The organism is Flavobacterium endoglycinae (assembly GCF_017352115.1).
In the GTDB taxonomy this organism is placed as follows: domain Bacteria; phylum Bacteroidota; class Bacteroidia; order Flavobacteriales; family Flavobacteriaceae; genus Flavobacterium; species Flavobacterium endoglycinae.
The window spans coordinates 1339568-1362710 of the sequence record NZ_CP071448.1 but is presented as its reverse complement, the minus strand read 5'-3'; the positions used below and the strand labels follow the sequence as shown (position 1 = coordinate 1362710).

At 34.3% G+C, this 23143-nt stretch carries 20 protein-coding genes; 4 read left to right on the top strand and 16 right to left on the bottom strand.

All coding sequences use genetic code 11. The features are described from left to right. Nucleotides 1-48: 48 nt before the first annotated feature. Nucleotides 49-2313, top strand: coding sequence for an aconitate hydratase (locus J0383_RS05775; RefSeq protein ID WP_207297489.1), 2265 nt, complete (start codon nt 49-51; stop codon nt 2311-2313). A gap of 459 nt (nt 2314-2772) precedes the next feature. Next, a complete protein-coding gene (locus J0383_RS05770; RefSeq protein ID WP_207297488.1) occupies nt 2773-3945 on the top strand; it encodes a C40 family peptidase in 1173 nt (390 codons plus the stop codon). Between the two features lie 3 nt (nt 3946-3948). Here J0383_RS05770 and J0383_RS05765 read toward each other — a convergent pair whose 3' ends face one another. The 4 genes from J0383_RS05765 to J0383_RS05750 all read right to left on the bottom strand — a co-directional run bounded on the left by J0383_RS05765 (nt 3949) and on the right by J0383_RS05750 (nt 7074). Next, nucleotides 3949-4338 carry a response regulator gene (locus J0383_RS05765; protein ID WP_207297487.1) on the bottom strand — a complete coding sequence of 130 codons (390 nt, stop codon included), beginning with the start codon at nt 4336-4338 and terminating at the stop codon, nt 3949-3951. Next, nucleotides 4328-5752, bottom strand: coding sequence for a sensor histidine kinase (locus J0383_RS05760; protein WP_207297486.1), 1425 nt, complete (start codon nt 5750-5752; stop codon nt 4328-4330). The genes J0383_RS05765 and J0383_RS05760 overlap by 11 nt, the downstream gene beginning before the upstream one ends. A 353-nt stretch (nt 5753-6105) precedes the next feature. After that, nucleotides 6106-6600 carry a DUF5958 family protein gene (locus J0383_RS05755; RefSeq protein WP_207297485.1) on the bottom strand — a complete coding sequence of 165 codons (495 nt, stop codon included), beginning with the start codon at nt 6598-6600 and terminating at the stop codon, nt 6106-6108. Between the two features lie 24 nt (nt 6601-6624). Continuing rightward, nucleotides 6625-7074, bottom strand: a complete 450-nt coding sequence (locus J0383_RS05750; RefSeq protein ID WP_207297484.1) for a hypothetical protein — start codon at nt 7072-7074, stop codon at nt 6625-6627. Between the two features lie 142 nt (nt 7075-7216). On the opposite strand from J0383_RS05750, the gene J0383_RS05745 reads away from it, so the two are divergent. Next, a complete protein-coding gene (locus tag J0383_RS05745) occupies nt 7217-8629 on the top strand; it encodes an APC family permease (protein WP_207297483.1) in 1413 nt (470 codons plus the stop codon). Between the two features lie 86 nt (nt 8630-8715). On the opposite strand, the gene J0383_RS05740 is transcribed toward J0383_RS05745, so the two are convergent. The 7 genes from J0383_RS05740 to J0383_RS05710 all read right to left on the bottom strand — a co-directional run bounded on the left by J0383_RS05740 (nt 8716) and on the right by J0383_RS05710 (nt 14525). Next, nucleotides 8716-9120, bottom strand: coding sequence for an MFS transporter (locus J0383_RS05740; protein WP_207297482.1), 405 nt, complete (start codon nt 9118-9120; stop codon nt 8716-8718). A 160-nt stretch (nt 9121-9280) separates the two neighbouring features. Beyond that, nucleotides 9281-9739 (bottom strand): DUF1810 domain-containing protein, encoded by a 459-nt coding sequence (locus tag J0383_RS05735; protein ID WP_207297481.1) that lies wholly within the window; start codon nt 9737-9739, stop codon nt 9281-9283. Nucleotides 9740-9901: 162 nt separating this feature from the next. Continuing rightward, nucleotides 9902-10528 carry an alpha-ketoglutarate-dependent dioxygenase AlkB family protein gene (locus J0383_RS05730; RefSeq protein ID WP_207297480.1) on the bottom strand — a complete coding sequence of 209 codons (627 nt, stop codon included), beginning with the start codon at nt 10526-10528 and terminating at the stop codon, nt 9902-9904. Between the two features lie 7 nt (nt 10529-10535). Continuing rightward, nucleotides 10536-11312 carry an exodeoxyribonuclease III gene (gene xth / locus J0383_RS05725; protein ID WP_207297479.1) on the bottom strand — a complete coding sequence of 259 codons (777 nt, stop codon included), beginning with the start codon at nt 11310-11312 and terminating at the stop codon, nt 10536-10538. Between the two features lie 47 nt (nt 11313-11359). Then, nucleotides 11360-12739 (bottom strand): exonuclease domain-containing protein, encoded by a 1380-nt coding sequence (locus J0383_RS05720; RefSeq protein ID WP_207297478.1) that lies wholly within the window; start codon nt 12737-12739, stop codon nt 11360-11362. A 68-nt stretch (nt 12740-12807) separates the two neighbouring features. Then, complete coding sequence (locus tag J0383_RS05715; protein WP_207297477.1) at nt 12808-14067, bottom strand: Y-family DNA polymerase; 1260 nt, start codon at nt 14065-14067, stop codon at nt 12808-12810. Nucleotides 14068-14075: 8 nt separating this feature from the next. Then, nucleotides 14076-14525 (bottom strand): LexA family protein, encoded by a 450-nt coding sequence (locus tag J0383_RS05710; RefSeq protein ID WP_207297476.1) that lies wholly within the window; start codon nt 14523-14525, stop codon nt 14076-14078. 98 nt (nt 14526-14623) lie between these two features. Between J0383_RS05710 and J0383_RS05705 the strand changes: the two genes are divergently transcribed. Continuing rightward, on the top strand, nt 14624-15397 hold the full coding sequence (locus J0383_RS05705; RefSeq protein WP_207297475.1) for an XRE family transcriptional regulator: 774 nt from the start codon (nt 14624-14626) through the stop codon (nt 15395-15397). A 112-nt stretch (nt 15398-15509) separates the two neighbouring features. Here the strand turns inward: J0383_RS05705 and J0383_RS05700 are convergent, their stop codons facing one another. From J0383_RS05700 to kdpB, 5 genes are all read right to left on the bottom strand, one after another. Beyond that, on the bottom strand, nt 15510-17225 hold the full coding sequence (locus tag J0383_RS05700) for a sensor histidine kinase (RefSeq protein ID WP_207297474.1): 1716 nt from the start codon (nt 17223-17225) through the stop codon (nt 15510-15512). Nucleotides 17226-17436: 211 nt separating this feature from the next. Further along, nucleotides 17437-18558, bottom strand: coding sequence for a sensor protein KdpD (locus J0383_RS05695; RefSeq protein WP_207297473.1), 1122 nt, complete (start codon nt 18556-18558; stop codon nt 17437-17439). Between the two features lie 141 nt (nt 18559-18699). After that, nucleotides 18700-19776: a porin gene (locus J0383_RS05690; protein ID WP_207297472.1), complete on the bottom strand. Its 1077-nt coding sequence runs from the start codon at nt 19774-19776 to the stop codon at nt 18700-18702. A 463-nt stretch (nt 19777-20239) separates the two neighbouring features. Continuing rightward, nucleotides 20240-20791 (bottom strand): K(+)-transporting ATPase subunit C, encoded by a 552-nt coding sequence (locus tag J0383_RS05685; RefSeq protein ID WP_207297471.1) that lies wholly within the window; start codon nt 20789-20791, stop codon nt 20240-20242. A 152-nt stretch (nt 20792-20943) separates the two neighbouring features. Then, on the bottom strand, nt 20944-23001 hold the full coding sequence (gene kdpB / locus J0383_RS05680; RefSeq protein WP_207297470.1) for a potassium-transporting ATPase subunit KdpB: 2058 nt from the start codon (nt 22999-23001) through the stop codon (nt 20944-20946). Between the last annotated feature and the right edge of the window lie 142 nt (nt 23002-23143).

The window sequence follows — 23143 nt, the reverse complement described above, 5'->3', positions numbered from 1 at the left end:
TTTGTAACTTGTGATGTTCAAAAAACAATAATAAAAACAAAAAAATCTATGGCTTTTGATATTGAAATGATTAAAAAAGTGTATGAGAACATGCCTGCGCGAGTTGATAAAGCGCGTGAGATTGTTGGTCGTCCGCTTACTTTAACAGAGAAAATTTTATACAATCACCTTTGGGAAGGAAATCCAACCAAGGCGTTTGGAAGAGGAGTTGACTATGTTGATTTTGCACCAGATCGTGTGGCATGTCAGGATGCAACTGCGCAAATGGCATTATTACAGTTTATGCACGCTGGGAAATCAAAAGTAGCAGTTCCAACAACGGTTCACTGTGATCACTTAATTCAGGCAAAAGTGGATGCCGTAACCGATTTGGCTAGAGCAAAAACACAAAGTAATGAAGTTTTCGACTTCTTGTCTTCTGTTTCTAATAAATACGGAATTGGTTTCTGGAAACCAGGAGCCGGAATTATTCACCAAGTGGTACTTGAAAATTATGCATTTCCTGGCGGAATGATGATTGGTACCGATTCTCATACTGTAAATGCAGGTGGTTTAGGAATGGTTGCAGTTGGTGTTGGTGGAGCAGATGCTGTAGATGTTATGTCAGGAATGGCTTGGGAGCTTAAATTTCCTAAACTTATTGGAGTTAAATTAACTGGGAAATTATCAGGATGGACTGCTCCAAAAGATGTTATTCTTAAAGTTGCCGGTATTTTGACTGTAAAAGGGGGTACTGGAGCAATAGTTGAATATTTTGGAGAAGGTGCAAAAGCAATGTCTTGTACAGGTAAAGGAACTATATGCAACATGGGAGCGGAAATTGGAGCAACTACTTCAACTTTTGGATACGATGATTCTATGAGCCGTTACTTGCGTTCTACAAATAGGGCAGATGTAGCAGATGCAGCAGATAAAATAGCGCCTTATTTAACTGGAGATCCAGAAGTATATGAAAATCCAGAACAATATTTTGATCAAGTAATCGAAATCAATTTATCTACATTAGAACCACATTTAAACGGTCCTTTTACTCCAGATTTGGCTACTCCAATTTCTAAAATGAAAGAAGAAGCGATCAAAAATAACTGGCCATTACAAGTTCAAGTAGGTTTAATAGGTTCTTGTACAAACTCATCTTACGAAGATATTTCTCGTGCGGCCTCTTTAGCAAAACAAGTAGCAGCAAAGAATTTAAAAACGAAAGCGAAGTTTACTATAACTCCGGGTTCAGAAGTTGTAAGATCTACAATTGAAAGAGATGGATTTATCGACACTTTCAATAAAATCAATGCTACAGTATTTGCAAATGCCTGCGGACCATGTATTGGTATGTGGGATAGAGAAGGTGCTGAAAAAGAAGAAAGAAATACAATTGTGCACTCTTTCAATCGTAACTTCTCAAAACGTGCAGATGGTAACCCAAATACCTTAGCTTTCGTGGGTTCTCCAGAATTGGTAACAGCTTTGGCAATTGCAGGTGATTTAGGATTTAATCCATTAACCGATAAATTAATTAATGAAGATGGAGAAGAAGTAATGCTTGATGAACCAACGGGAGATGAACTTCCTGCAAAAGGTTTCTATGCTGAAGATCCGGGATTTCAAGCTCCAGCTGAAGATGGTTCTGGAGTTACAGTGGTAGTAAATCCAACATCAGAACGTTTACAATTATTAGCTCCATTTGAAGCTTGGGATGGTAAAAACATTACAGGTGCTAAATTATTAATTAAAGCATTTGGAAAATGTACTACAGACCACATTTCTATGGCTGGGCCTTGGTTACGCTTCCGTGGACATTTAGATAATATTTCTAATAATATGTTGATTGGTGCTGTAAACGCCTATAACCAAAAAACAAATTCAGTTAAAAATCAATTAACTGGACAATATGATGCGGTTCCTGCTGTTGCCCGTGCATACAAAGCAGCTGGAGTTCCATCTATTGTGGTTGGAGATCATAATTATGGTGAAGGTTCTTCTCGTGAGCACGCGGCTATGGAACCACGTTTCTTAGGTGTTAAAGCAGTATTAGTGAAATCTTTCGCTCGTATTCACGAAACAAACCTTAAAAAACAAGGTCTTTTGGGATTGACTTTTGCAAACGAAGCCGATTACGATAAAATTCAAGAAGATGATACTATTAACTTTTTAGATTTAACCGAATTTGCACCAGGAAAACCACTAACATTAGAATTCGTTCACGCAAATGGCACAAAAGATATTATTTTGGCCAATCATACGTATAACGAAGGACAAATAGGATGGTTTGTTGCGGGTTCTGCATTAAATTTAATTGCAGCTGGAAAAGCCTAATCTTTTAAATTCAATTATAAAAATAAACGCTCTGTGTTAAACAGGGCGTTTTTTATTGGTGTAAACCAACTTGCTTTTTCGGTAGTTGTACTTTGCAATTTCAGTTGAATAAAAAACTTTTGTAATGGAATTTTGCAGAAAAAAATGATAAAACTATCAATACATTGACTGGCTGAAATTAGTCTATAACAAAAAGATGAGCATAGTTTTTATGCTTGTTGTGGAGTTATATTGATGTGAGTTTTTATAAAAGAAAGTTTTTATGGTAAGAATCTGCATGTCAAAAAGTTGACTCGAATTGTTATTCGTCCCTTGTAATTTTGAGGTAAATTAATTGTTAAAAATTATGGTTTTTGTTGATTTAAGCGTTAAATTCGCAATTGACGTAATATATTTGTAATTTTTGAGTTGAATTATGTAATAAGACTTAAAACAATAGTATTAATTTAAAGGAGAAATATGGTTTTTAGATTTGTAGTAGTTTTGATTTTTTTCAGTGTTGGAGCTTTTGCGCAGGATAATTTTATAAAGCACAAAATTTCGCAAGGAGATAATCTTTCTGTTATTGCTAAAAAATACGGAGTAAGAGTAAAAGACATAACCGATGCAAATCCAAACGCTCCTAAGATTCTAAAACTAAACTCAGTACTTTTAATTCCGAGTAAAAATAAAAGTGTTGCACAAGGAAAAACCAAATCTGAGATTAAAGAACCAAAATCTGAAGCTATAGTTAATAACTCAGGTTCGCATGAAGTCCTAGCAAAAGAAACACTTTGGGGAATCTCAAAAAAATATAATGTTTCTGTTGATGATTTAAAGAAAGCAAATCCCTCTCTTGAAACAGAAGGTTTGAAAATAGGGCAGCAGATTATTATTCCTTCAAATGCCGTAGTATCGGTAATAAATTCTACTACAGCTAGAGAGACTTCAAAGTCTGATATTATGCCATCAAATGAAGTTGAAATTGCTGTTGAGGTTCAGTCGAAAGAAACAAAATATGCCATTGCAAAAAGATACGGAATAACAGTTGCAGAATTAGAAAAGCAAAATCCATCTGCTAAAAAGAAATTACGAGTTGGTTCTATCTTGAAAATAAAGACTAGCAAAGAAAAAGCAGATGCTATAGAAGTTCTAAATTCAGTTAAAGAATCTAACGAAATTGAACCTATTAAAGAAGAAAACATACAAATTGCTGACAACACTAATGTAAAGACAGATTCAACCCTTTTTCGTGTAGGGAATCATTCGGAATTAATAGAGCAATTAATTTCAAACGCAACCGAAAATATCGGAACACGTTATAGATCTGGAGGAATAACAAAAGCAGGTTTTGATTGTTCTGGTTTAATGTATTGTACGTTTGGCAATTTCGATATAAAATTACCAAGAAGTTCTATAGAGCAATCCCGAATTGGTATTAAAGTGGCTTCAGCAGAAGCGCAAAAAGGAGATTTGATTTTCTTTAAAACCAATGGCAGACGTCATATTAACCACGTAGGTATGGTGGTTGAGAATGCTGACGGCGAAATTAAATTTGTACATTCCTCAACACACGGAGGTGTGATTATTTCTTCTACAAGAGAACCCTATTACCAAAGATCTTTTTCACAAGTAAACCGCATTTTAGAATAAAAATCAAGGGATAAAAAACTTTCTTAAATTATCTGTAGGAAGCGGTTTGCTTAAAAAACCAGAAACGTTTTCATTTTTCTTTACCTGATGAATTTCATCCGGATCCAAAGTCGATGAAACAATATAAATCTGGATTTCATTTTTAATCCCGTCATTTAATTTTTGGAATTCTTCTAAAAATTCGAAACCATTCATTACTGGCATTTGAATGTCAAGTAAAACGATTAATTTTTCGGTTTCTTTTTTACTATTTAAAATCCATTGCAAACCTTCCTGACCATTGTTTACAATCACGACCTGATTAACATGCAGTACTTTTTTCAGCAATTGTTGTGTAACAAGCTGATCAATTAAATTGTCGTCGATTATTAGAAATACGGGATTAAATTCCATAATAAGCAGGAATAGCTACAATAAATTTACTTCCAATGTTACTTTCAGAAAATACTGAAATGTTTCCTTTGATATTTTCTACAGCCTCTTTCACAATATAAAGCCCTAAGCCTGAACCTTTGTTTTTATTGGTACCGTAATACATTTCAAAAATGTGTTCTTTACACTCATCATTGATTCCAATTCCATTGTCGGTTACTTCAATTTTATTAAAACCATCCAGAATATAAGATTTAATAGAGATGAACATTTCTTTCTTATTATTATCAGCATATTTAATAGCATTTGAAAGCAGATTGCTGATAATGATTTTCAAACGCAATGAATCACTTTCGATTTCATCGACTAGTAATTCTTGGGTGAAAGTTATTTTATTAGCATTTTCAATATGCATTAATTGTGAAATGGCCTCATTAAACAGTTCGCGAAGACTTACGGGTTCCATTACAATTTGTTTTCTCTTGTTTTTAGAATAATCAATAATGTCACTTATAAACTGATCCTGCTTTGTGAGGCTTTTATGCATTAATTGAAGATAATTTTTAATCTGATCAATATCATCTTCCAGTTGTGTGATTTCAATTAGACCTTTTAAAGAAGTTATGGGAGACCGTAAATCGTGCGATGCGCTATAAACAAAACGATCTAATTCGTGATTGACTAAAATTAGGTTTTCATTTTTGACCTCAATTTCTTTTTTAGAAATAGTCAATCGTTTTACCATAATCGAATAATACGAACAAACACTTAAAACGATAATCAGAATAAATATAATATTGGTTATAGTTAAAAGCGTTTTTATTTTTCGGGTTCCTTCTCCTAAAGTATTAGAGAAATTACGTTCATTAATAGTAAGCCTATCACTTATAGTGCTTATTTGGTGAAGAAACTTTTTCTGGTCATCTGCTGTTAAAGAGTTAAACTGAATTTTGGCATTAATTTGTGTTCCGATTATAAAAAGTTCATCAATCAAATTATCTCCTTGTTCCCACTCATGAATTGCTTTTGCGAGAAATGGGACTTTTTTAAAATTCACAAATAACCAGACAATGTCATTCAAATCATCACTATGATTACGTCCTGTTAAGAAACCTTGTCTGGCAATTTCATTATCGCCTACTTTTAGAAGAGTTTTTCTCGCAATACCGTCGCCCATAGGAACTTTTAATTCTTCATTGTATAATTTCCATTGATTAGGATCTTTATTATACAAATAGGTGATAAGATGACGAGAAGCATCTTTCTGTCCTTTTGAGTAATGAGATTCGCCATTTATATAAGCTCTATTGGCTGAAAGAATTTTAATCGTGAAAAAATTAATAAAAATTAAGAGTGCACACGAAATAAATACGATCAATATAAGAATAAAAACATTTGGCAAGCGCAAGTTTTTTAAAGATTGAACCTTATACATAAACTTAAATATTAGTAGGTTAATATTAATTTCTGCCTTATATAAAGTTGTTTCTATCTATAACTGATCAATAATCTTGAGGTGGATTATTGTTCAATGAAATTAGTGAACAATTGTTAAAGTAATTACTGGGTTTTTAAGATTAATTTGCTTCTTTATCAAATTTAGTAAAAAAATGACACCAAATAACGTGAAAGAATATTTTTTTCTGGTTAATAGTTTTTCTAATTAAATTGTTGTTATTCAATGTTTTGTGTTTAATTTTCTGTGATTAAATCAAGAATAAAATATTTTCAAAGTAATTTCGATTAAACGCGGTAAAGGATAAGTGTTCTAAGAAGAATTTATTTTGTTTAACTATTTTGGTTTGAGGTTATATCTAATTGATGCCAAAAATGATCACATCCATTTTTGCATTCTGTGTTTCTCCTTTGTGTATCAGTTATTTTAAAAATCCAGAGTAATGCAGTAATCGTTTTGATGTTTTCTGCTGAAGGAAGCGATATTAACTTATTAAACGCGATTTTAGTTGGAAACGTTTTTAGAATAACTATTGGTGTGTAAGTTGATTTTAAGGGAATTGTTTTAAGAGCATTTTGATAAACTTCTGAATTATAATCGACTTTATTAGGAATAGAATTAAAGATATAAATGTGTAAAATTTTAAAAAGCTTTTCAAAATTGTAATCTTCATCGTTTAATAAAAGTTCAAGCCCAGGTTTAAAATCTATTTTTCCCTGGGCTATTTTATTTATTAGTATTTCTTGTTGAGTCATCATTAAAATAACCTTTAGTAAGTTTGTAAAGCTATTTACAACGGCATTATTTAAAATGCTAAGGTAAAGCAATTATTAAAAATAAATTAGTATTGTTTATCGGCGTTTAGGAGAACTTCTAGTATGAGGACTTACATAAGTTCCATTCTTTCTTGTGTATCCCTTTACATGGACTGATCCGCCAGAAGAACTGCTTGTTGATGTTTTCTTATAAGTTGTAGTTGTATAATTACTGTTTGAAGAATTATTGTTGATTGAAGAAATACTAGTTCTACTGTATACCGGTTCAATAGCCCATCCTTTATAATTTTGCCATTTAACCTTTCTGTATTTCTTTGTACTTTTTTCTATATAAGCACTATAACCTTTTGGAATAACAGCAATTATTTCTTTTGCCTCTTTAGAACTGTAAATGTTTGCATCTTCATCAAGATTTACAAAATAATAATTTGTAGAACATGAACTTACTAGAATCAATAACAAAAGGAGTAAAAATTTTTTCATTGGATTTGTGTTTTTAGTTTTTTCAAATGTAAATACTCTCAAAAGTTATATTTTATGGAAAACCGTAATTTGAATTTTTACATAATATGTTATCAAAAGGATTTATAGAATAAGTAGAATTTGGAATTTCAAGATTAGAATTTCGGAAAAAAGTATATCTTTAACCAACCCTAAAACCAAAAAAATGCAAGAAAACGAACAAGAACATTTTAAAAGAGAACTCGGACTCTTAGATGGAACCATGCTTGTGGTAGGTTCTATGATTGGATCTGGAATATTTATTGTAAGCGCCGATATTGCCCGACAAGTTGGATCTGCCGGCTGGCTGACATTAATCTGGCTCATTTCAGGATTAATCACCATTATTGCGGCAGTAAGTTATGGAGAACTAAGTGCTATGTTTCCTAAAGCAGGAGGACAGTATGTGTATCTTAAAGAAGCCTACAATAAATTAATAGCCTTTTTATATGGCTGGAGTTTTTTTGCAGTAATCCAAACCGGAACAATTGCGGCGGTTGGAGTAGCTTTCTCAAAATTTGCCGCTTATCTTTATGAACCTTTAAGCGACGAAAATATTTTATACGAATTAGGTTCTTTTAAACTCAATGCAGCACAGTTGGTCTCTATTCTTACTATTGTAATTCTAACTTTTATAAACAGCCGCGGAGTAAAAAACGGAAAAATTCTTCAAACCGTTTTAACAATTATTAAAATCTTATCATTGCTTGGATTAATCGTGTTTGGATTAACGCTTGCCGCAAAAGCTTCTGTTTGGGATGCAAATTGGGCAGATGCTTGGACTACACGTTCATTTAATAAAGAAACAGGCTCTTGGCTTCCCATTAGCGGAACTGCTTTAATTAGCGGTATTTCGGCTGCGATGGTTGGATCATTATTTTCAAGTGATGCTTGGAACGGAGTTACATTTATTGCAGGAGAAATTAAAAATCCAAAACGAAATGTAGGTTTTAGTTTGTTCTTAGGAACGTTTATAGTAACGATTATTTACGTTTTAACAAACATTATGTACTTAGCTGTAATTCCTTTTGATGAAATAGCAACAGCGAAATTTGATCGTGTAGCAGTTGTCGCTTCAGATTATATCTTCGGAAATATTGGAGCTTTAATCATTGCAATTATGATTATGATTTCGACTTTTGCCTGCAACAACGGATTAATTATGGCGGGTGCAAGAGTGTATTATACAATGGCAAAAGACGGTTTGTTTTTTAAACAAGCAGCAACTTTAAATAATTCCAGCGTTCCATCTTGGGCACTTTGGGCACAGTGTATTTGGGCTTCGGCTTTGTGTTTGACAGGAAAGTATGGTGATTTATTAGATTTTGTAATCATCATTGTATTGATTTTTTACATTCTAACGATTTACGGAATTTTCATCTTACGAAGAAAAATGCCAGATGTAGAAAGACCTTACAAAGCTTTTGGATATCCAATTCTGCCAATGTTATACATTATCATTGCTGCTGCGATTTGTGTTTCTCTATTAATTACAAAATTCTCAACCTGTGGATGGGGAGTGTTAATTATGGTTACAGGAATTCCAGTTTATTATTTAACGAAACCAAAAGAAGCATAAAATATTGATTTCAAGTTTGAAAAACTTTATCCATAAAATGAAAAGCGCTTTGATTAACAAGGCGCTTTTTTATTGCATTTAAAAGATTAATAGTCAGATAAATCGTTGGTAATTCTCTCTTCAGTTGGTCTTAAGAAAAGAAGATAAATTATGATTAGGATTCCAAATAAAACAAAGTCAGGTTTAAGGAATAAGATTAAAAATGCAGCGCCTTCTAAAATAGCCCAGCGCATAATAGATGCTGTTTGATAAACAGGTAATTTATCTTCAAGCTTCAATTTCGGATCAATTTGTTTTAATTGTGTTTTGAATAATACACTGCTTAATACAAAAGCCAAAACTGGAATTGCAACATAAACGGCAGAAGATGAATCTATAGGTGGAATACTAAGTTTTTGGATTGAAAAATCACCTACAATCAGATAAATAATTACGGTTCCGGCACAAACTCCAAAATGTATAAGCTGCAATGCCTTAATTTTTTCAGTCATGATTAATAAGATTTGTGGTTGATTATATGCAAGTTAGGGCTAATTATTTTAAAAAGAGAAGATTTCACGAAGAGATTAAATATCCGGATATAGGTAATACAAAAAAAGGCACTACAGTAAAGTAGTGCCTTTGATGTAAAGAATCACAACGAATCTGTAATTATAAAACAGCTTCGAGAGGTGATTTTATAGTTGAATTAATAATAGACAATGTAAGCGGATCTGTTTCTCCAGAAAAGAAAGCTTCCAGAATTTCCTGAAATATTGGATTTGCATTTTCTACCAAAGAAAACAAAGTCATGCACGAACGTAATTTACGAGCATCTAGATCCCCAAAAATTCCATCAGCTGATTTCATCTTAAACGTTAACAGCAATTCAGAAATTTCAATTAGGTGTTTTCCTAAAATGGGATGTTCCAAGTAATCAGAAGCTTCTTTTAAATCATTAATAGCATAAAGATTGGCAGTATCGCTTTTGCCCAAACCTTTTATTTGCGGAAAAATAAACCACATCCAATGTGTTTCTTTTTTCCCTTTTCCAATTTCGGAAAGAGCGGTAAGATAAAGTTTGTTTTGCGCATCTAAGAAACGCGCTAAATCATTGTTCGAATAAGCCATTACGGTATTGTATTTAAAAAAAGGTTGCAAAAATAGTAAAAAAGATAGGCTTTCCCTAATAAAAGGTTCATACAGTGCATGTTTTAACTTTTTAAAGAAGGAATATCCTACGGTGTTTTAAGTGTGAATACCTCACTTTTTGAAGATATAATTATATAAAAATCAAATATTTCGATTAGTTCTTCTAAACGTAAGATTGATTCTTGGTAAAACTTTACGAGCCGTTTTCGGTACTTGATGCTGCCAATAACTGTTGGTTGTTCCCGCCATCAATAAAAAAGATCCATGATGCAGCGGAATCTCAACAGTAGGAATGTCTTTCCTGAATTTATGACGGAGTTTAAACATTCTGGTTTCTCCAAAAGTAACCGAAGCAATAATAGGATTTGGCCCTGTATTGTGTTCTTTGTCACTGTGCCATCCTACACCATCATTTCCATTTCGGTATAAATTAAGCAAAACGGTATTAAAGTCAAGTTGTGTTTCTTTTTCGACACGACTTCTTATTTTTAATAACTCATATGTCCAATCTGGCCCTTTTGGATCAGCGCCAGCATTATCTTTGTCTTCATACCAAGCAATCATTCTCGGAACCGTATAGGTTTTGTCATAAATTTCCATTTCATATTCTCTCCATTTGGTTTTGCGAAGTATTCTTTCGTAAAAAAGATCAGATTCTTCCTTTGTAAAGAAGTTGTCGATTAAAATCAATTCAGAATCTGGGATGTCAAATATTTTTTTTCCTCCCAAACCAGCGGTAAATAATTCGGTGTCGTTAAATAATGTCATTTTCCATTTATTTTTTGTCAATTTCAATCCATACAGGAGCATGATCGCTTGTTTTTTCCCAGCCTCGTACATGGCGGTCAACTCCGCCCGAACGTAATATTGCTGCTATTTGCGGACTCAATAAAAAATGATCAATTCGCAGACCTGCATTTCGTTCATACGCATTTCTGAAATAATCCCAAAACGTATAAATTGTTTCATTAGGATACAAAGTACGAATAGCATCTGTCCATCCTTGCGAAACTATAGTTGAAAAAGCCTTTCTTACTTCAGGTCTGAAAAGCGCATCCTTAACCCATTTCTCTGGTTTGTAAACATCCAATTCGGTTGGCATCACATTGTAATCACCAATTAAAATTACCGGAACTTTTAGGTTTAGTAAAGTTTCAGCGCGATCAGCCAAGCGATCAAACCATTTTAGTTTGTATTCAAATTTTGGTCCTGGAGCGGGATTTCCGTTTGGAAGATAAATACAAGCAATTACAATTCCGTTAATCAAAGCTTCAATATAACGACTTTGAATATCTTCTTCATCACCCGGAAGCGTGCGTGTTATTTCTTCAATCTCCATATTTCGCGCAAGAATAGCAACACCATTCCACTGTTTCTGTCCATGCCAAATTGCGTTGTAACCTGCATCGTTAATCGCTTTAAGCGGAAAATTATCTTGAGGTGCTTTTAATTCTTGTAAGCACACAATATCTGGAGCAGCTTCTTCGAGCCAGCGTAATAAAACATTTAATCTTCCATTGACTCCGTTTACGTTATAAGTAGCTATTTTCATAGTAGATTTAATTAGTTCTAATATTAAATTTACAGATTTTCAGTGTTTTATCTCGCAAAATGTTTGCTGAAAAATACTTTTCCCGGATGTTTTTCGGCGTAAGCAAAAATTAACTGTTCGATATATTGATTGCTTTTATAAGGGGTGACATAACTTCTTACTTCTTCAGAATCGTTAATGGCAACATCTCGTGAAATATATCCCATTCCATAAAAATGACCGTTTTCAATCCAGATACAGCTTCGTTCATCTGAAGATCTTCCTTTATCTATAATGGCAAAGCTGGGTCTGTTGTTCAATAAATAATCAATCGCATTGTCGACTTGTTCATTATGAAGTATTGGATCCGGCCATTCTTTTATTTCATGATTGTAGAAAAATTCGCCTTCTTCTGATCTTGAATATTTACAAAAACGATGATCGATTTGAAATTGTTCCGCCAGACTTCGTAATAAATGAATACCTGTATGCTGGTTATTGAATTCGTGAATACAAGTCTGAAATTTGCTCATTTTCCCGATTGCCAGATATTTATAACCATTTCGGGCTTCGTATTGATAAATTCCATATTTCGCTTCAAAACGTTTTAATGCTCTATTGTAAGTTGGCCAGAGCTTCTTGATTTCGGTACATTCTAAAAGAAGCGCCATGAGTTCTGTTGCGCAGACTTCAAAAGAAATTCCATGAATGTCTCGTAAAAAATGCTGTCTCTGCTGATTAATATTGTTTCCTGTAAAATGTGAGGTAACACGTTTCTTCAAATTAACTGCCTTTCCAACATAAATCACTTTTTTGGCCTGATTATAAAAATAATACACTCCCGGCTTGTCAGGTAAATTATTAAAATCTTCTTGTGGTAAATTTGGAGGCAAACGCTGATCCTGTGCTGTTTTTTTGATCATTTTGTCAATTTCTCCAGCGTCGTCCCATTCTAACAGAAGAGAAAATAATAGAGCAGTAGCATCGGCATCTCCGCCGGCACGGTGTCTGTTTTCTAATGATATATTTAAGGAATTGCAAAGATTTCCTAAACTGTACGAACCTAATCCGGGTTTGATTTTTCGGGCAGCGCGAACCGTACACAGCTTTCTTGCTGTCCATTTAAATCCTGCCTGCTCCAATTGATGATGCACAAATGAATAATCGAAGTTGACATTATGTGCTACAAAAATACGATCAGTAAGCATTTCCAGTACTTTTTCGGAAATATCATCAAAGATTGGCGCATTGGCAACCATTTCGTTATTAATTCCCGTTAACCCAAAAATAGAAGGAGGGATGTCCTGCTCTGGATTTACAAGTGTTTCGTAACGATCCAGCACATTTGTACCGTCATGAATAATAATGGCAATTTCTGTAATACGGCTTCCACTGGCATTACCGCCTGTGGTTTCAATATCGACTATGGCATATTCTTGCTTCTTCATTTGTATATAATGTAAAATCGATTATTTTTCTGTTGTTTTTTGCCCCTTTTATATTTATCTGTAAACTTTTAAGCTTTAACTGTAATCACATCTTTAAGCGATGTAGAAAATTTTGGAGATAATCTGTCCTGTTTCATTTTCCATTGTCGTCCTAAAGACTGCATCCCGAATTTAATTTTGTTATTCCCATAATTTTGGTTCATTTTATCTATTACATTCATTAATGGCTGATGTTTCGGATTTGAAGTTTCAAATAAATTAAGCTGTGTTTCGCTGTTTGGCGTTAATCCCATTACAATCACACCAGCTTTTTTATAACGATACCCTTCTTTAAAAATAAGCTTAAATCCTTTTTGTGCAGCTTCATTGAGTTCTATAGTTGAGTTGGTTGGGAAATCAGTTGTGATTGTAATGCTTCGTGAATATTTTGAGTTTTCACCGCCTAAAAAATCAGTCTGAATAAAAACCGTTACCATATTGCAATTACAATCCTGGCGTCTTAGTTTTTCGGCACAAGAAGCTGTAAATGTGCTGATTCTTTCTGATATTTCTTCATAAGTAGTATATCTTTTTTCAAAAGATCTGGTTGTAGCGATCATTTTTCGCTCGGTAGCCTCTTCCAATCCCAAAGTTGGTTTTCCTTCTAACTCATGTTTTAATCGAAGCCCAATTACCGACATTTCTTTTCTTACCCATGCATCTGGAAGCTGTGTGAATTCATAAGCTGTGTTGATTTTTTTTGCTTTCAACCGTTTCGCATGTTTTCTTCCAATTCCCCAGACATCTTCAATTTTCGACCATTTTAAAGCCTTAATCCTCTTATCTTCAGAATCAATGCAGTAAACATTCTGTGTACGATCTGCAAATTTTCGGGCAATCTTGTTTGCCATTTTTGCCAAAGCTTTAGTAGGAGCAAAACCTATACTGACAGGAATTCCTGTTCCTTGTGTTACTTCTTTTCGCATTTTTAAGCCAAGCTCATTCAAATCAAATAAATCATACCCTGTAAATTTCAAGAAAGCCTCATCAATACTATAGATTTCTATTTCGGAAGTATAAGTTTGAAGAAGATTCATCACTCTATTACTCATATCACCGTATAGTGGATAATTTGAAGAATAAACAAAAATGTTCTTTTCTTTAAAAACAGCTTCATATTTAAAAGCAGGAATAGCCATTGGAATACCCAATGCTTTAGCTTCATCAGATCTTGAGATAACACAACCGTCATTGTTAGAGAGAATAACAATAGGTTTTCCTCTTAAATGCGGTTCAAATACTCTTTGACAAGAAGCATAAAAATTATTACAATCGACTAAAGCAAACATTTCTACACTTAAAAAGATTTAATACAATGAACTACAATGCCCCAAATCACAAAATTATTTTCTGGAGTTACTTTTATAGGCTGATAATCTTCATTTTCGGCAATAAGCCAAATAATGTCTTTTTCTATTCTGATACGTTTTACGGTAAATTCACCATCAATTTGACAAACAGCAATTTTATTATTTTGTGGTTCCAGACTTTTATCAATAATTAATAAATCACCATCATTGATGCCGACATTTTTCATAGAATGTCCTTTTACTCTGGCAAAATAAGTAGTGTATGTGTGTCTGATTAATTCTTTATTAAGATCTATTGATGATTCAATAAAATCATCTGCTGGTGAAGGAAATCCTGCGCTGATACCAACGTCAAAGAAAGGCAGTTTTACTTCCGAACTTATATTTGGGATATAAAATTCTATTGATTTTGTGGTATTTATATTTGTCAATTTCATATTCACTTCAAAAAGAGTATTTTTTCATATTACAAAATTAGCACAGGCAATAACATTTTTTAATATATTTGCTGTTCCAAATTATAACAAAATTAATTATGTCCTTATTTTCAGACAACATCAGAGCATTAAGGGTTAAGCATAAAATATCACAAGAGAGATTAGCTGAAAACCTTAGTATTACCAGAGGAAGATACGTTAAATATGAAGACGGAACTTCGGAAGCACCGTATGATATTTTAAAGAAGATTGCGTTATATTTTCATATGAGTATTGACTTAATATTATCGGTCGATATTCGAAAAATTGATGTGCAAAATTTGATAAAACTGGAAGGAAACCGACTTATTTTACCCATTCAGGTGGATAGTTTTGGAGAAAATTATATTGAAATTGTATCTCAAAAAGCAAAAGCAGGTTATTTAAACGGATATGCTGATCCAGAATACATTGAAAGTTTACAGCAGATTACACTTCCGTTTTTAGGACCAGGAAAACACCGCGGATTTCCCGTTGAAGGTGATTCAATGCCTCCGCACGAAGACGGTTCTATTATTATTGGCCGTTATGTAGAAAAGCTGGGAGAGGTGATGGATGGCAAAACTTATATTTTGATTACTAAGAATGAAGGAATGGTCTATAAGCGTCTTAACAAAAACAAAAAGAACGCTTTAGTTTTAGAATCTGATAACAGTTTTTACCCGAATTACGAAGTGAAAGCTTCTGATATTTTGGAGATTTGGGAATACGAATGCAACATCGGTCGTTCAGATAAAAAACAAGAAATTACAGAAACTGGAGCCATGAAAGATTTGCTTTTAGAATTGAAAAGAGAAGTTAGGGAAATTAAGAATAACACTTCGAATACTTAAAAGTTGCCACAGATTTTAATGATTTAAAAAGATTTTTTTTCCGCCACGAATTCACGAATTATTTTAAACAAAATTCGTGAATTCGTGGCGGAAAAATTTAAGCCATTAAAATCTATACCTTCAATGCAAACCAAAAAGTACTTCCCAATCCTAAATTACTTTCAACGCCAACGCTTCCGTTTTGGGCTTCAATAAATTCTTTGCTGATTGCTAAACCCAATCCAGTTCCCGATTTCTGACTGCCTGGAATCTGGAAATATTTATCGAAAACTTTGTCTTTGTATCTTGGTTCAATTCCTTTTCCGGTATCAATAACTTGAAAAACCATCTGGTTATTTTCTTCTTTTAATTTAATGAGAATCGTGCTTTTTTCAGAAGAATATCGAATGGCGTTCGACAAATAATTAATCAAAACCCAGCCTGTTTTTTCAGCATCAGCTTTTACATTTTTAAGATTTTCATCGGCATCAACAATTAACTGAATTTGTTTTTGATCTGCTTGAACTTTTACGGCTTCTACGGCATATTTTACAATTTCATGCGGATTGCTTTTTCCAATAGTCAATTGAATATTCCCCGTTTCCAATTGTGATAAATTGAGTAATTCGCCTGTAATCTTCAACAAACGCTGACTGTCGTCTTTAATGCTTTCTACCAATTGTTTCTGGTCGTCGTTCATATCGCCTGTTTTGGCATTTTCAAGCAATTGAAGACTCAATTTTATAGAGGCAATTGGCGTTTTTAATTCGTGTGAAACAGTGGCAATAAAATTGGTTTTGGCAAAATCCAGTTCTTTAAAAAGTGTAATATTTCGAAGGATAATCACATCACCAATATTGATTTCTTTTTCTTCTCCCGTTGGTGTTATGGTGATATTATGAATTTCTTTTTCGAAATAACTTTCCTTTCCATGCGCAAAAATTTTGAGAGGCTGTTTTTTCGGAGTTTCGTTTTCTTTCAGAATTAAAGAACGAATTAAATCATTAGAAACCGCCAATTCAGATGCAGTTTTTCCAATAATGTCTTCCGATTTTAAACCGATAATTTTTAAAGCTTCATCATTTACAAACAAAACAATTCCTTCATGATCTAAACCAATAATTGGATCATTCATATTATTGATGAGTGTTTCCAATCGTTTTTTCTCGAAAAGAAGTTTATAAACGTTGCTGTCGTGATATTCTTCCAGCTTTTGCGCCATGGTATTAAACGATTTGGCAAGATCTCCAAATTCGCTGTGGCTGGTAAAATGAACACGTTCTGAATAGTTTTTATTGGCAATTTCCTTAATACTCAGCGTTAATTCCTTAATCGGATTCGCAATATTGTTGGGCAGATTAACCAATAAATTAAAAGCAATTAAAAAGCATAAACTACCCACAATCGCAATAGACAAGTTAGCCGTTTCTGCTGATTGTTTGGCAATATCGCTTTTCTGTTTTATGGCATCGAGATTCAGTTTCATAATCGCAAAAATGTCCTGACGGATTTGCGTTTTTACAACTTCGTTAGAATTGTTTTTAGACAGAAGAGCAAAACTTTTTTTCAGTTTTTCAGTTGCTTGCTTTTCACCTGGCTCCGTAATATTGCGGGTTTGCTTCTCAAGATTTTCTTCAAAACTCTGAATCGTTTCTTTCGAATCCGATTTCATTCCGTCCAAGGCAAGAATCATATTTCGCGAATATTCCAGCGTATTGTAATTGGATTTTAGAATATTCTCAGTGTCCTGCTTAATCAAAAAAACAGAGTAAGCACTCACTAAAGAAAGAATGATGATCATTAAAAATAACAATCCAACACCCAGATTCAATTTGGTTTTAATTCTCATTTTATAAAAACATTTAATTTTTTTTGAACCATATAAGTGATATAAGGAAATTTAAGTACTTTTTTAACCGCAAAGAGCGCAAAGTTTTACGCAAAGTCGCAAAGTTTTTTAATTTAATCTTTGCGTCCTTTGCGAAATCTTAGCACCTTTGCGGTTAAATTCAACGCAAACTACTTTAAATGAACTTATCACTTATATGGTTTAAAAACTTTTAAGACAGTATAACAAGATCGACATTTGACAACGACAATTTATTTAGCAGACGCCTAAAAATTGTTGTAGACAAAATTACTTTAAATAAATTCAAATGCGGTTTCCCAATACAGACAGTTGTAATTTGTTTTTCTTCTACAGTTGTCAAAATTGCATTGGCAATATTCGAATTTTCCAGTTTAATAACTTCGGCTCCCAATTGCACGGCGAGTTTAAAGTTATTAATTAAATGTCTTTGTTTGTCAAGGGCAATTCTGGTACTGCTTTCCTGCGGAGTTTCGACATATAAAACATACCAGCTTCCGTTGTAATAGCTTGCCAAACGGGCCGCTTTTCTAATTACTGTTTTAGCCGTTTTATCGTTGCTGCTAATGCAAGCCAATAATTTTTCGTGGCGCAAAGCATGCAGATTCGGAACTTCGCTTTCCACTTTTCGAACTACCTGGCTTGCCACTTCCTTCAAAGCCAATTCACGCAACTGCAGAATTTGTTCCGATTTAAAAAAGTTAGTCAATGCAGTCTGAATCTTATCTGCCGTATAAATTTTTCCTTCCTTCAAACGGGCAATCAAATCTTCCGAAGTCAAATCGATATTCACCACTTCATCAGCCAGACGCAAAACATTATCTGGAATTCTTTCTTGAACGTCAATTCCTGTTATGCGTTTTACATCTTCATTTAGACTCTCAATATGCTGAATATTGACCGCCGAAATCACATTTATTCCTGCTTCCAGAATCTCCAGAACATCCTGCCAGCGTTTTTCATTTTTGCTTCCCTCAACGTTTGTATGTGCCAATTCATCAACGATAACCACTTCTGGTCTAAGGTTGATGATTGCCTGAACATCGAGTTCTTCGAGTTCTTTTCCTTTATAAAAAATAGTCCGTCGCGGAATAATCGGCAAACCAGACAATAACTCATGCGTTTCTTTCCGCATATGCGTTTCGATGTAACCAATTTTTACATCGATTCCATTTTTTAATAACGAATGCGCTTCCTGAAGCATACGGAAAGTTTTGCCCACACCGGCGCTCATCCCAATATAGATTTTAAATTTTCCTTTTCGGGATTTCTGAATCAAATCCAGAAAGTGCTGTGCGTTATTTTCGTTTTCCATTTTTTTTGGTTTAACCATTAAGAGATTAAGGAAGTTAAGCTTTTCTTTGCCTACAGAACATTAAGCTTAATGTCCTGTATTGTAGATTTAAACGCTCAAACTTAATTTTCTTCATCTCTTAATGGTAAAATAATTTTAATGTTAGAAACTAATTGCCAAAGCCGTTGTTACAAAAGTATTTGTATCTGTTGGCAGATTGTTTTTGGTGAAAATTTCATCTTTGCTAGACAGATTTCTCGCTTCAATTCTAAACATAACATTATCAGTAATTAAGTAATCAAAGTTAGCTGAAAATCCGTAAGTTTTAAATCCGTTAGGCGTTTCTGTTGCGATAATTACACCTTTTTCATCACTGTAATATTCGCCTCGTGCTGCCAGCTGAATTTTATCTGTTGGTTTGTATTGCAGAATCAAAACAGGCGAAAACCAAGTATCGTATTTGTTACTGTTTTTAGCCGATTGCTGCGAACCAATATCAAAACCTGCGGTTAGATTCATTTTCTCGGTTACTTTAAATTGTCCGTAGAAATTATTAAAATAACGCCATTTTTTGTTAATATCAGGTTGTTCATTTCCTGCGTATGTGCTCCAATTCAAAACGACTTTGTCAGTTGGCTTATACGTAACCTGTGTTCCAAAAGCCGGAGTTTGATTTCCGTCGATTTTCTGAATTCTTTGCCAGCCGTTCAAATACATCGCAGCCAAATACCATTTTCCAGAATCAGAAGTATAGCCAATTTTTACACCCGCTTCATAGTAAGGCGAATTTTCAGCCAGAATGCTTCGGGTTAAATTCGCACAGTCTTTCCCAATCGCACTTTCAAACCCAATATGCGAAGGCATAATTCCAGCATCAATCCATAAATCATGTTTTTGTGAAATCTTCACACCAACATTCGCTTCATAAACATTTTTCAATAAATCCTGCTCAGCCGACATATTATATTGAGTATAAGTTCCCGCCATCAAGGCAAAATTTCCTCGCACATTTCCCTTAGAATAATTCACTTTTGCCAAACCCAAATTCAGGTTTATCTCATTGCTTCGGTTATAATTATAAAAAAAGCTTGGGCGCGTATGATTTTCCGGTTTCCCGAAATCGTAACTATAATAAACGTCTACATATCCAGAGAACGTAAACGGACTTTTAGACTCTTCTTGTGCATGTAAATTGCTAAAACCAAATGCGATTAAAGCAGTAAGTAGTATTTTTTTCATTGTCAATTGTGGTATTCAAACCCAAAAGGGTAATTAATTTATTTAGTAGATTTTTTAGGAGCTAATCCCGCTATCCGTTTCACACGAGCGATAGCGAACTGACGAAGTAATCTTTTGCTTTTTAAAGAAAAAAGCAAAAGGATTTCCACTACTATCGGGGCTAGGGCATTTGGGGTAAAAAGGACGTATCATTTCCTGCAAGGTTTTTAAAACCTTATAGGTATTAATTTTTTAAGTTTAGTTTTCGATTACAATTTGCGTTCAGTTTGTCATTTCGACGAAGGAGAAATCACACTCGTAATTCGACAAAGATTGGCAATTAGCAGCGTGGGGTTTCTAGTGTGATTTCTACTTCGTCGAAATGACAGAGACGACGAAATAACTTTGGTATACACCTACAAGGTTTTAAAAACCTTGCAGGAGAAAACCTTAGAATCTTAGCAACTTAGAACCTTAGCATCTTTTAATGAAGCTTATCCAAAGCCACATTCAACTCCAAAACATTCACAGTTTCAGGTCCAACAACAGCCGTATTAATTTTAGATTCCACTAAAGCCTTTACTTTAGCTTCAGCTAAATTTCGTTCTTTAGCCACACGTTTTACTTGAACTAAAGCGCCTTGCGGAGAAATATTCGGATCTAAACCGCTTCCTGAAGCTGTCACCATATCAGCTGGAATTTCAGCTTTTTTCAAGTAAGGATGAACAACAAGGAAAGTATCGATTCTCTTTTGAACCAAAGCTAAATACTCAGCATTGCTCGGACCTTTATTGCTTCCGGCGCTTCCGGCAGCATTGTAATCAACTGCCGAAGGTCTTCCCCAGAAATAATTCGATTTATCGAACTTTTGTCCGATTTTTTGATACCCAACAACCTTTCCGTTAACAGAAAGTGTTTCTCCTTTTCCTTGATTGGGAGCCATTTGTGCGATTCCGTAAATCGCAAGAGGATAAATAACTGCGAATAAGATTAAAGTAACCGCAGTAAGTTTTATGAGTGAAAATATAGTTTTCATTTTTTTTGAGGTTCTAAGGTTCTGAGATGCTGAGGTTCTAAGTATTCTTTTAAGAACTTAGCAATTCAGAACCGATGTTTTTATTTTAATTTTTGATAGATTCTAGTTTTCAATTCTAAGAGAAAACCTTAGTTCCTTAGAATCTTAGCACCTTAAATAAAGATTGCAACGATTAAATCAATTAACTTAATCCCGATGAAAGGAACAATCAATCCGCCTAAGCCATAAATCAAAAGATTACGTTTTAGAATCGCACTCGCACCAATCGGACGATATTCAACACCTCTCAATGCCAGTGGAATCAGGATCGGAATGATAATCGCATTGAAAATGACAGCCGATAAAATAGCACTTTCTGGGCTGTGCAAATGCATAATGTTCAAACCTTGCAATGCTGGAATGGCAGTAATGAAAAGGGCTGGGACAATCGCAAAATATTTAGCAACGTCATTTGCAATTGAAAAAGTGGTTAAAGTTCCTCGAGTCATTAAAAGCTGTTTTCCAATTTCGACAATCTCGATTAGTTTGGTTGGGTCGTTGTCCAAATCAACCATGTTTCCAGCTTCTTTTGCTGCTTGCGTTCCGCTGTTCATAGCGACACCAACATTGGCTTGGGCAAGGGCAGGAGCATCATTTGTTCCGTCTCCCATCATCGCAACCAGACGACCTTCAGCTTGCTCTTTTCGGATATAATTCATTTTATCTTCAGGCTTCGCTTCGGCGATAAAATCATCAACTCCCGCTTTTTCAGCAATAAACTTAGCCGTAAGCGGATTATCTCCCGTAACCATAACCGTTTTGATTCCCATTCTGCGTAAGCGCTCAAAACGTTCTTTCATTCCGGTTTTAATGATATCCTGCAATTCGATAACACCTTGAATTTCGTTGTTTTTAATTACCACTAAAGGCGTTCCTCCGTTTGAAGAAATTGTGATTACCTGTTGCAAAGTGTCTTCAGGGAAAACATTTCCAGCTTGTTCTGCAATTTTTTTAGCAGCGTCTTGCGCACCTTTTCGAATATTGGTTCCATCTTTTAAAATCACACCCGAAGTTCTGGTTTCAGCAGTAAATTTGATGGTGTGTGAAATGTCAGAAGTCGTTTGTAAAAAGCTTGCTTTTGCCTCATTTTTTACATCTATCATTTCACTTAATTCTAAGATACTTTTCCCTTCTGGCGTATCATCGGCAAGCGAACTCAACACAGCAGATTTAACGAAATCTTCAAAAGAAATGCCTTTTGTTGGGTAAAAATTAGTTGCTTTTCTGTTCCCGATGGTGATTGTTCCTGTTTTATCCAAAAGTAAAACGTCAATATCTCCAGCAGTTTCAACCGCTTTACCTGATTTTGTAATCACATTGGCACGTAAAGCTCTGTCCATTCCCGCAATTCCAATCGCAGAAAGAAGTCCTCCGATTGTTGTTGGAATCAAACAAACGAATAAGGCAATAAAAGCAGCAATAGTAATAGGAGCGTTCGCGTAATCGGCAAAAGGTTTTAAAGTAACGCAGACAATCACGAAGATTAAGGTAAAAGCCGCTAACAAAATAGTCAAGGCAATTTCGTTTGGCGTTTTCTGACGGCTTGCACCTTCAACCAAAGCAATCATTTTATCCAAAAAGCTTTCGCCAGGTTCTGAAGTTACTTTTACTTTGATTTTATCAGACAACACTTTTGTTCCTCCCGTTACAGAAGATTTGTCTCCTCCTGCTTCACGAATTACAGGAGCACTTTCTCCCGTAATTGCACTTTCGTCGATTGTAGCCAGACCTTCTATAATTTCTCCGTCGGCAGCAATTAAATCGCCCGCTTCACAAATGAAAATATCGTCTTTTTTTAATTGAGAAGAACTAATGTTTCTGATTTCTCCATTTGGCAGAATCTGTCTTGCAGGAGTTTCTTCACGGGTTTTTCTTAAACTGTCAGCTTGTGCTTTTCCTCTGGCTTCGGCAATAGCTTCAGCGAAATTGGCAAACAAAAGCGTTACAAATAAAATTAGGAAAACAATTAAATTGTAAATAAAACTGCCTTGGTCGGTTGCGCCCATTAAGATCGAAACGCAAACGGCAAACATAATGGCAGTTCCAATTTCTACGGTAAACATTACCGGATTTTTAATCATCATTTTTGGATTCAGCTTCACAAAAGACTGCAATAAAGCTTCTTTTACCTGTTTGCTTTCAAACAATGATGTGGATTTATTAGTTGTCATTTTCTTGTAAAAAGTTAAATGTTATTTGTTAAATGTTGTGCGATGCAAAAACACATAGCTTGTAGAACATAGCCAATGGTTTCAACCGTTGGGACACAATATATATATTCAATCTCTGTCTCCAAGGTTGAAACCTTGGGCT

What these genes read in the sequence shown, in the direction of transcription:
- J0383_RS05710 (WP_207297476.1), bottom strand. Translation starts at nt 14,525, where the DNA reads ATGAAATTGACAAATATAAATACCACAAAATCAATAGAATTTTATATC.
- J0383_RS05705 (WP_207297475.1), top strand. Translation starts at nt 14,624, where the DNA reads ATGTCCTTATTTTCAGACAACATCAGAGCATTAAGGGTTAAGCATAAA.
- J0383_RS05695 (WP_207297473.1), bottom strand. Translation starts at nt 18,558, where the DNA reads ATGGAAAACGAAAATAACGCACAGCACTTTCTGGATTTGATTCAGAAA.
- J0383_RS05730 (WP_207297480.1), bottom strand. Translation starts at nt 10,528, where the DNA reads ATGACATTATTTAACGACACCGAATTATTTACCGCTGGTTTGGGAGGA.
- J0383_RS05760 (WP_207297486.1), bottom strand. Translation starts at nt 5,752, where the DNA reads ATGTATAAGGTTCAATCTTTAAAAAACTTGCGCTTGCCAAATGTTTTT.
- xth (WP_207297479.1), bottom strand. Translation starts at nt 11,312, where the DNA reads ATGAAAATAGCTACTTATAACGTAAACGGAGTCAATGGAAGATTAAAT.
- J0383_RS05735 (WP_207297481.1), bottom strand. Translation starts at nt 9,739, where the DNA reads ATGGCTTATTCGAACAATGATTTAGCGCGTTTCTTAGATGCGCAAAAC.
- J0383_RS05690 (WP_207297472.1), bottom strand. Translation starts at nt 19,776, where the DNA reads ATGAAAAAAATACTACTTACTGCTTTAATCGCATTTGGTTTTAGCAAT.
- J0383_RS05745 (WP_207297483.1), top strand. Translation starts at nt 7,217, where the DNA reads ATGCAAGAAAACGAACAAGAACATTTTAAAAGAGAACTCGGACTCTTA.
- J0383_RS05700 (WP_207297474.1), bottom strand. Translation starts at nt 17,225, where the DNA reads ATGAGAATTAAAACCAAATTGAATCTGGGTGTTGGATTGTTATTTTTA.
- J0383_RS05685 (WP_207297471.1), bottom strand. Translation starts at nt 20,791, where the DNA reads ATGAAAACTATATTTTCACTCATAAAACTTACTGCGGTTACTTTAATC.
- J0383_RS05765 (WP_207297487.1), bottom strand. Translation starts at nt 4,338, where the DNA reads ATGGAATTTAATCCCGTATTTCTAATAATCGACGACAATTTAATTGAT.
- J0383_RS05720 (WP_207297478.1), bottom strand. Translation starts at nt 12,739, where the DNA reads ATGAAGAAGCAAGAATATGCCATAGTCGATATTGAAACCACAGGCGGT.
- J0383_RS05715 (WP_207297477.1), bottom strand. Translation starts at nt 14,067, where the DNA reads ATGTTTGCTTTAGTCGATTGTAATAATTTTTATGCTTCTTGTCAAAGA.
- kdpB (WP_207297470.1), bottom strand. Translation starts at nt 23,001, where the DNA reads ATGACAACTAATAAATCCACATCATTGTTTGAAAGCAAACAGGTAAAA.
- J0383_RS05775 (WP_207297489.1), top strand. Translation starts at nt 49, where the DNA reads ATGGCTTTTGATATTGAAATGATTAAAAAAGTGTATGAGAACATGCCT.
- J0383_RS05740 (WP_207297482.1), bottom strand. Translation starts at nt 9,120, where the DNA reads ATGACTGAAAAAATTAAGGCATTGCAGCTTATACATTTTGGAGTTTGT.
- J0383_RS05770 (WP_207297488.1), top strand. Translation starts at nt 2,773, where the DNA reads ATGGTTTTTAGATTTGTAGTAGTTTTGATTTTTTTCAGTGTTGGAGCT.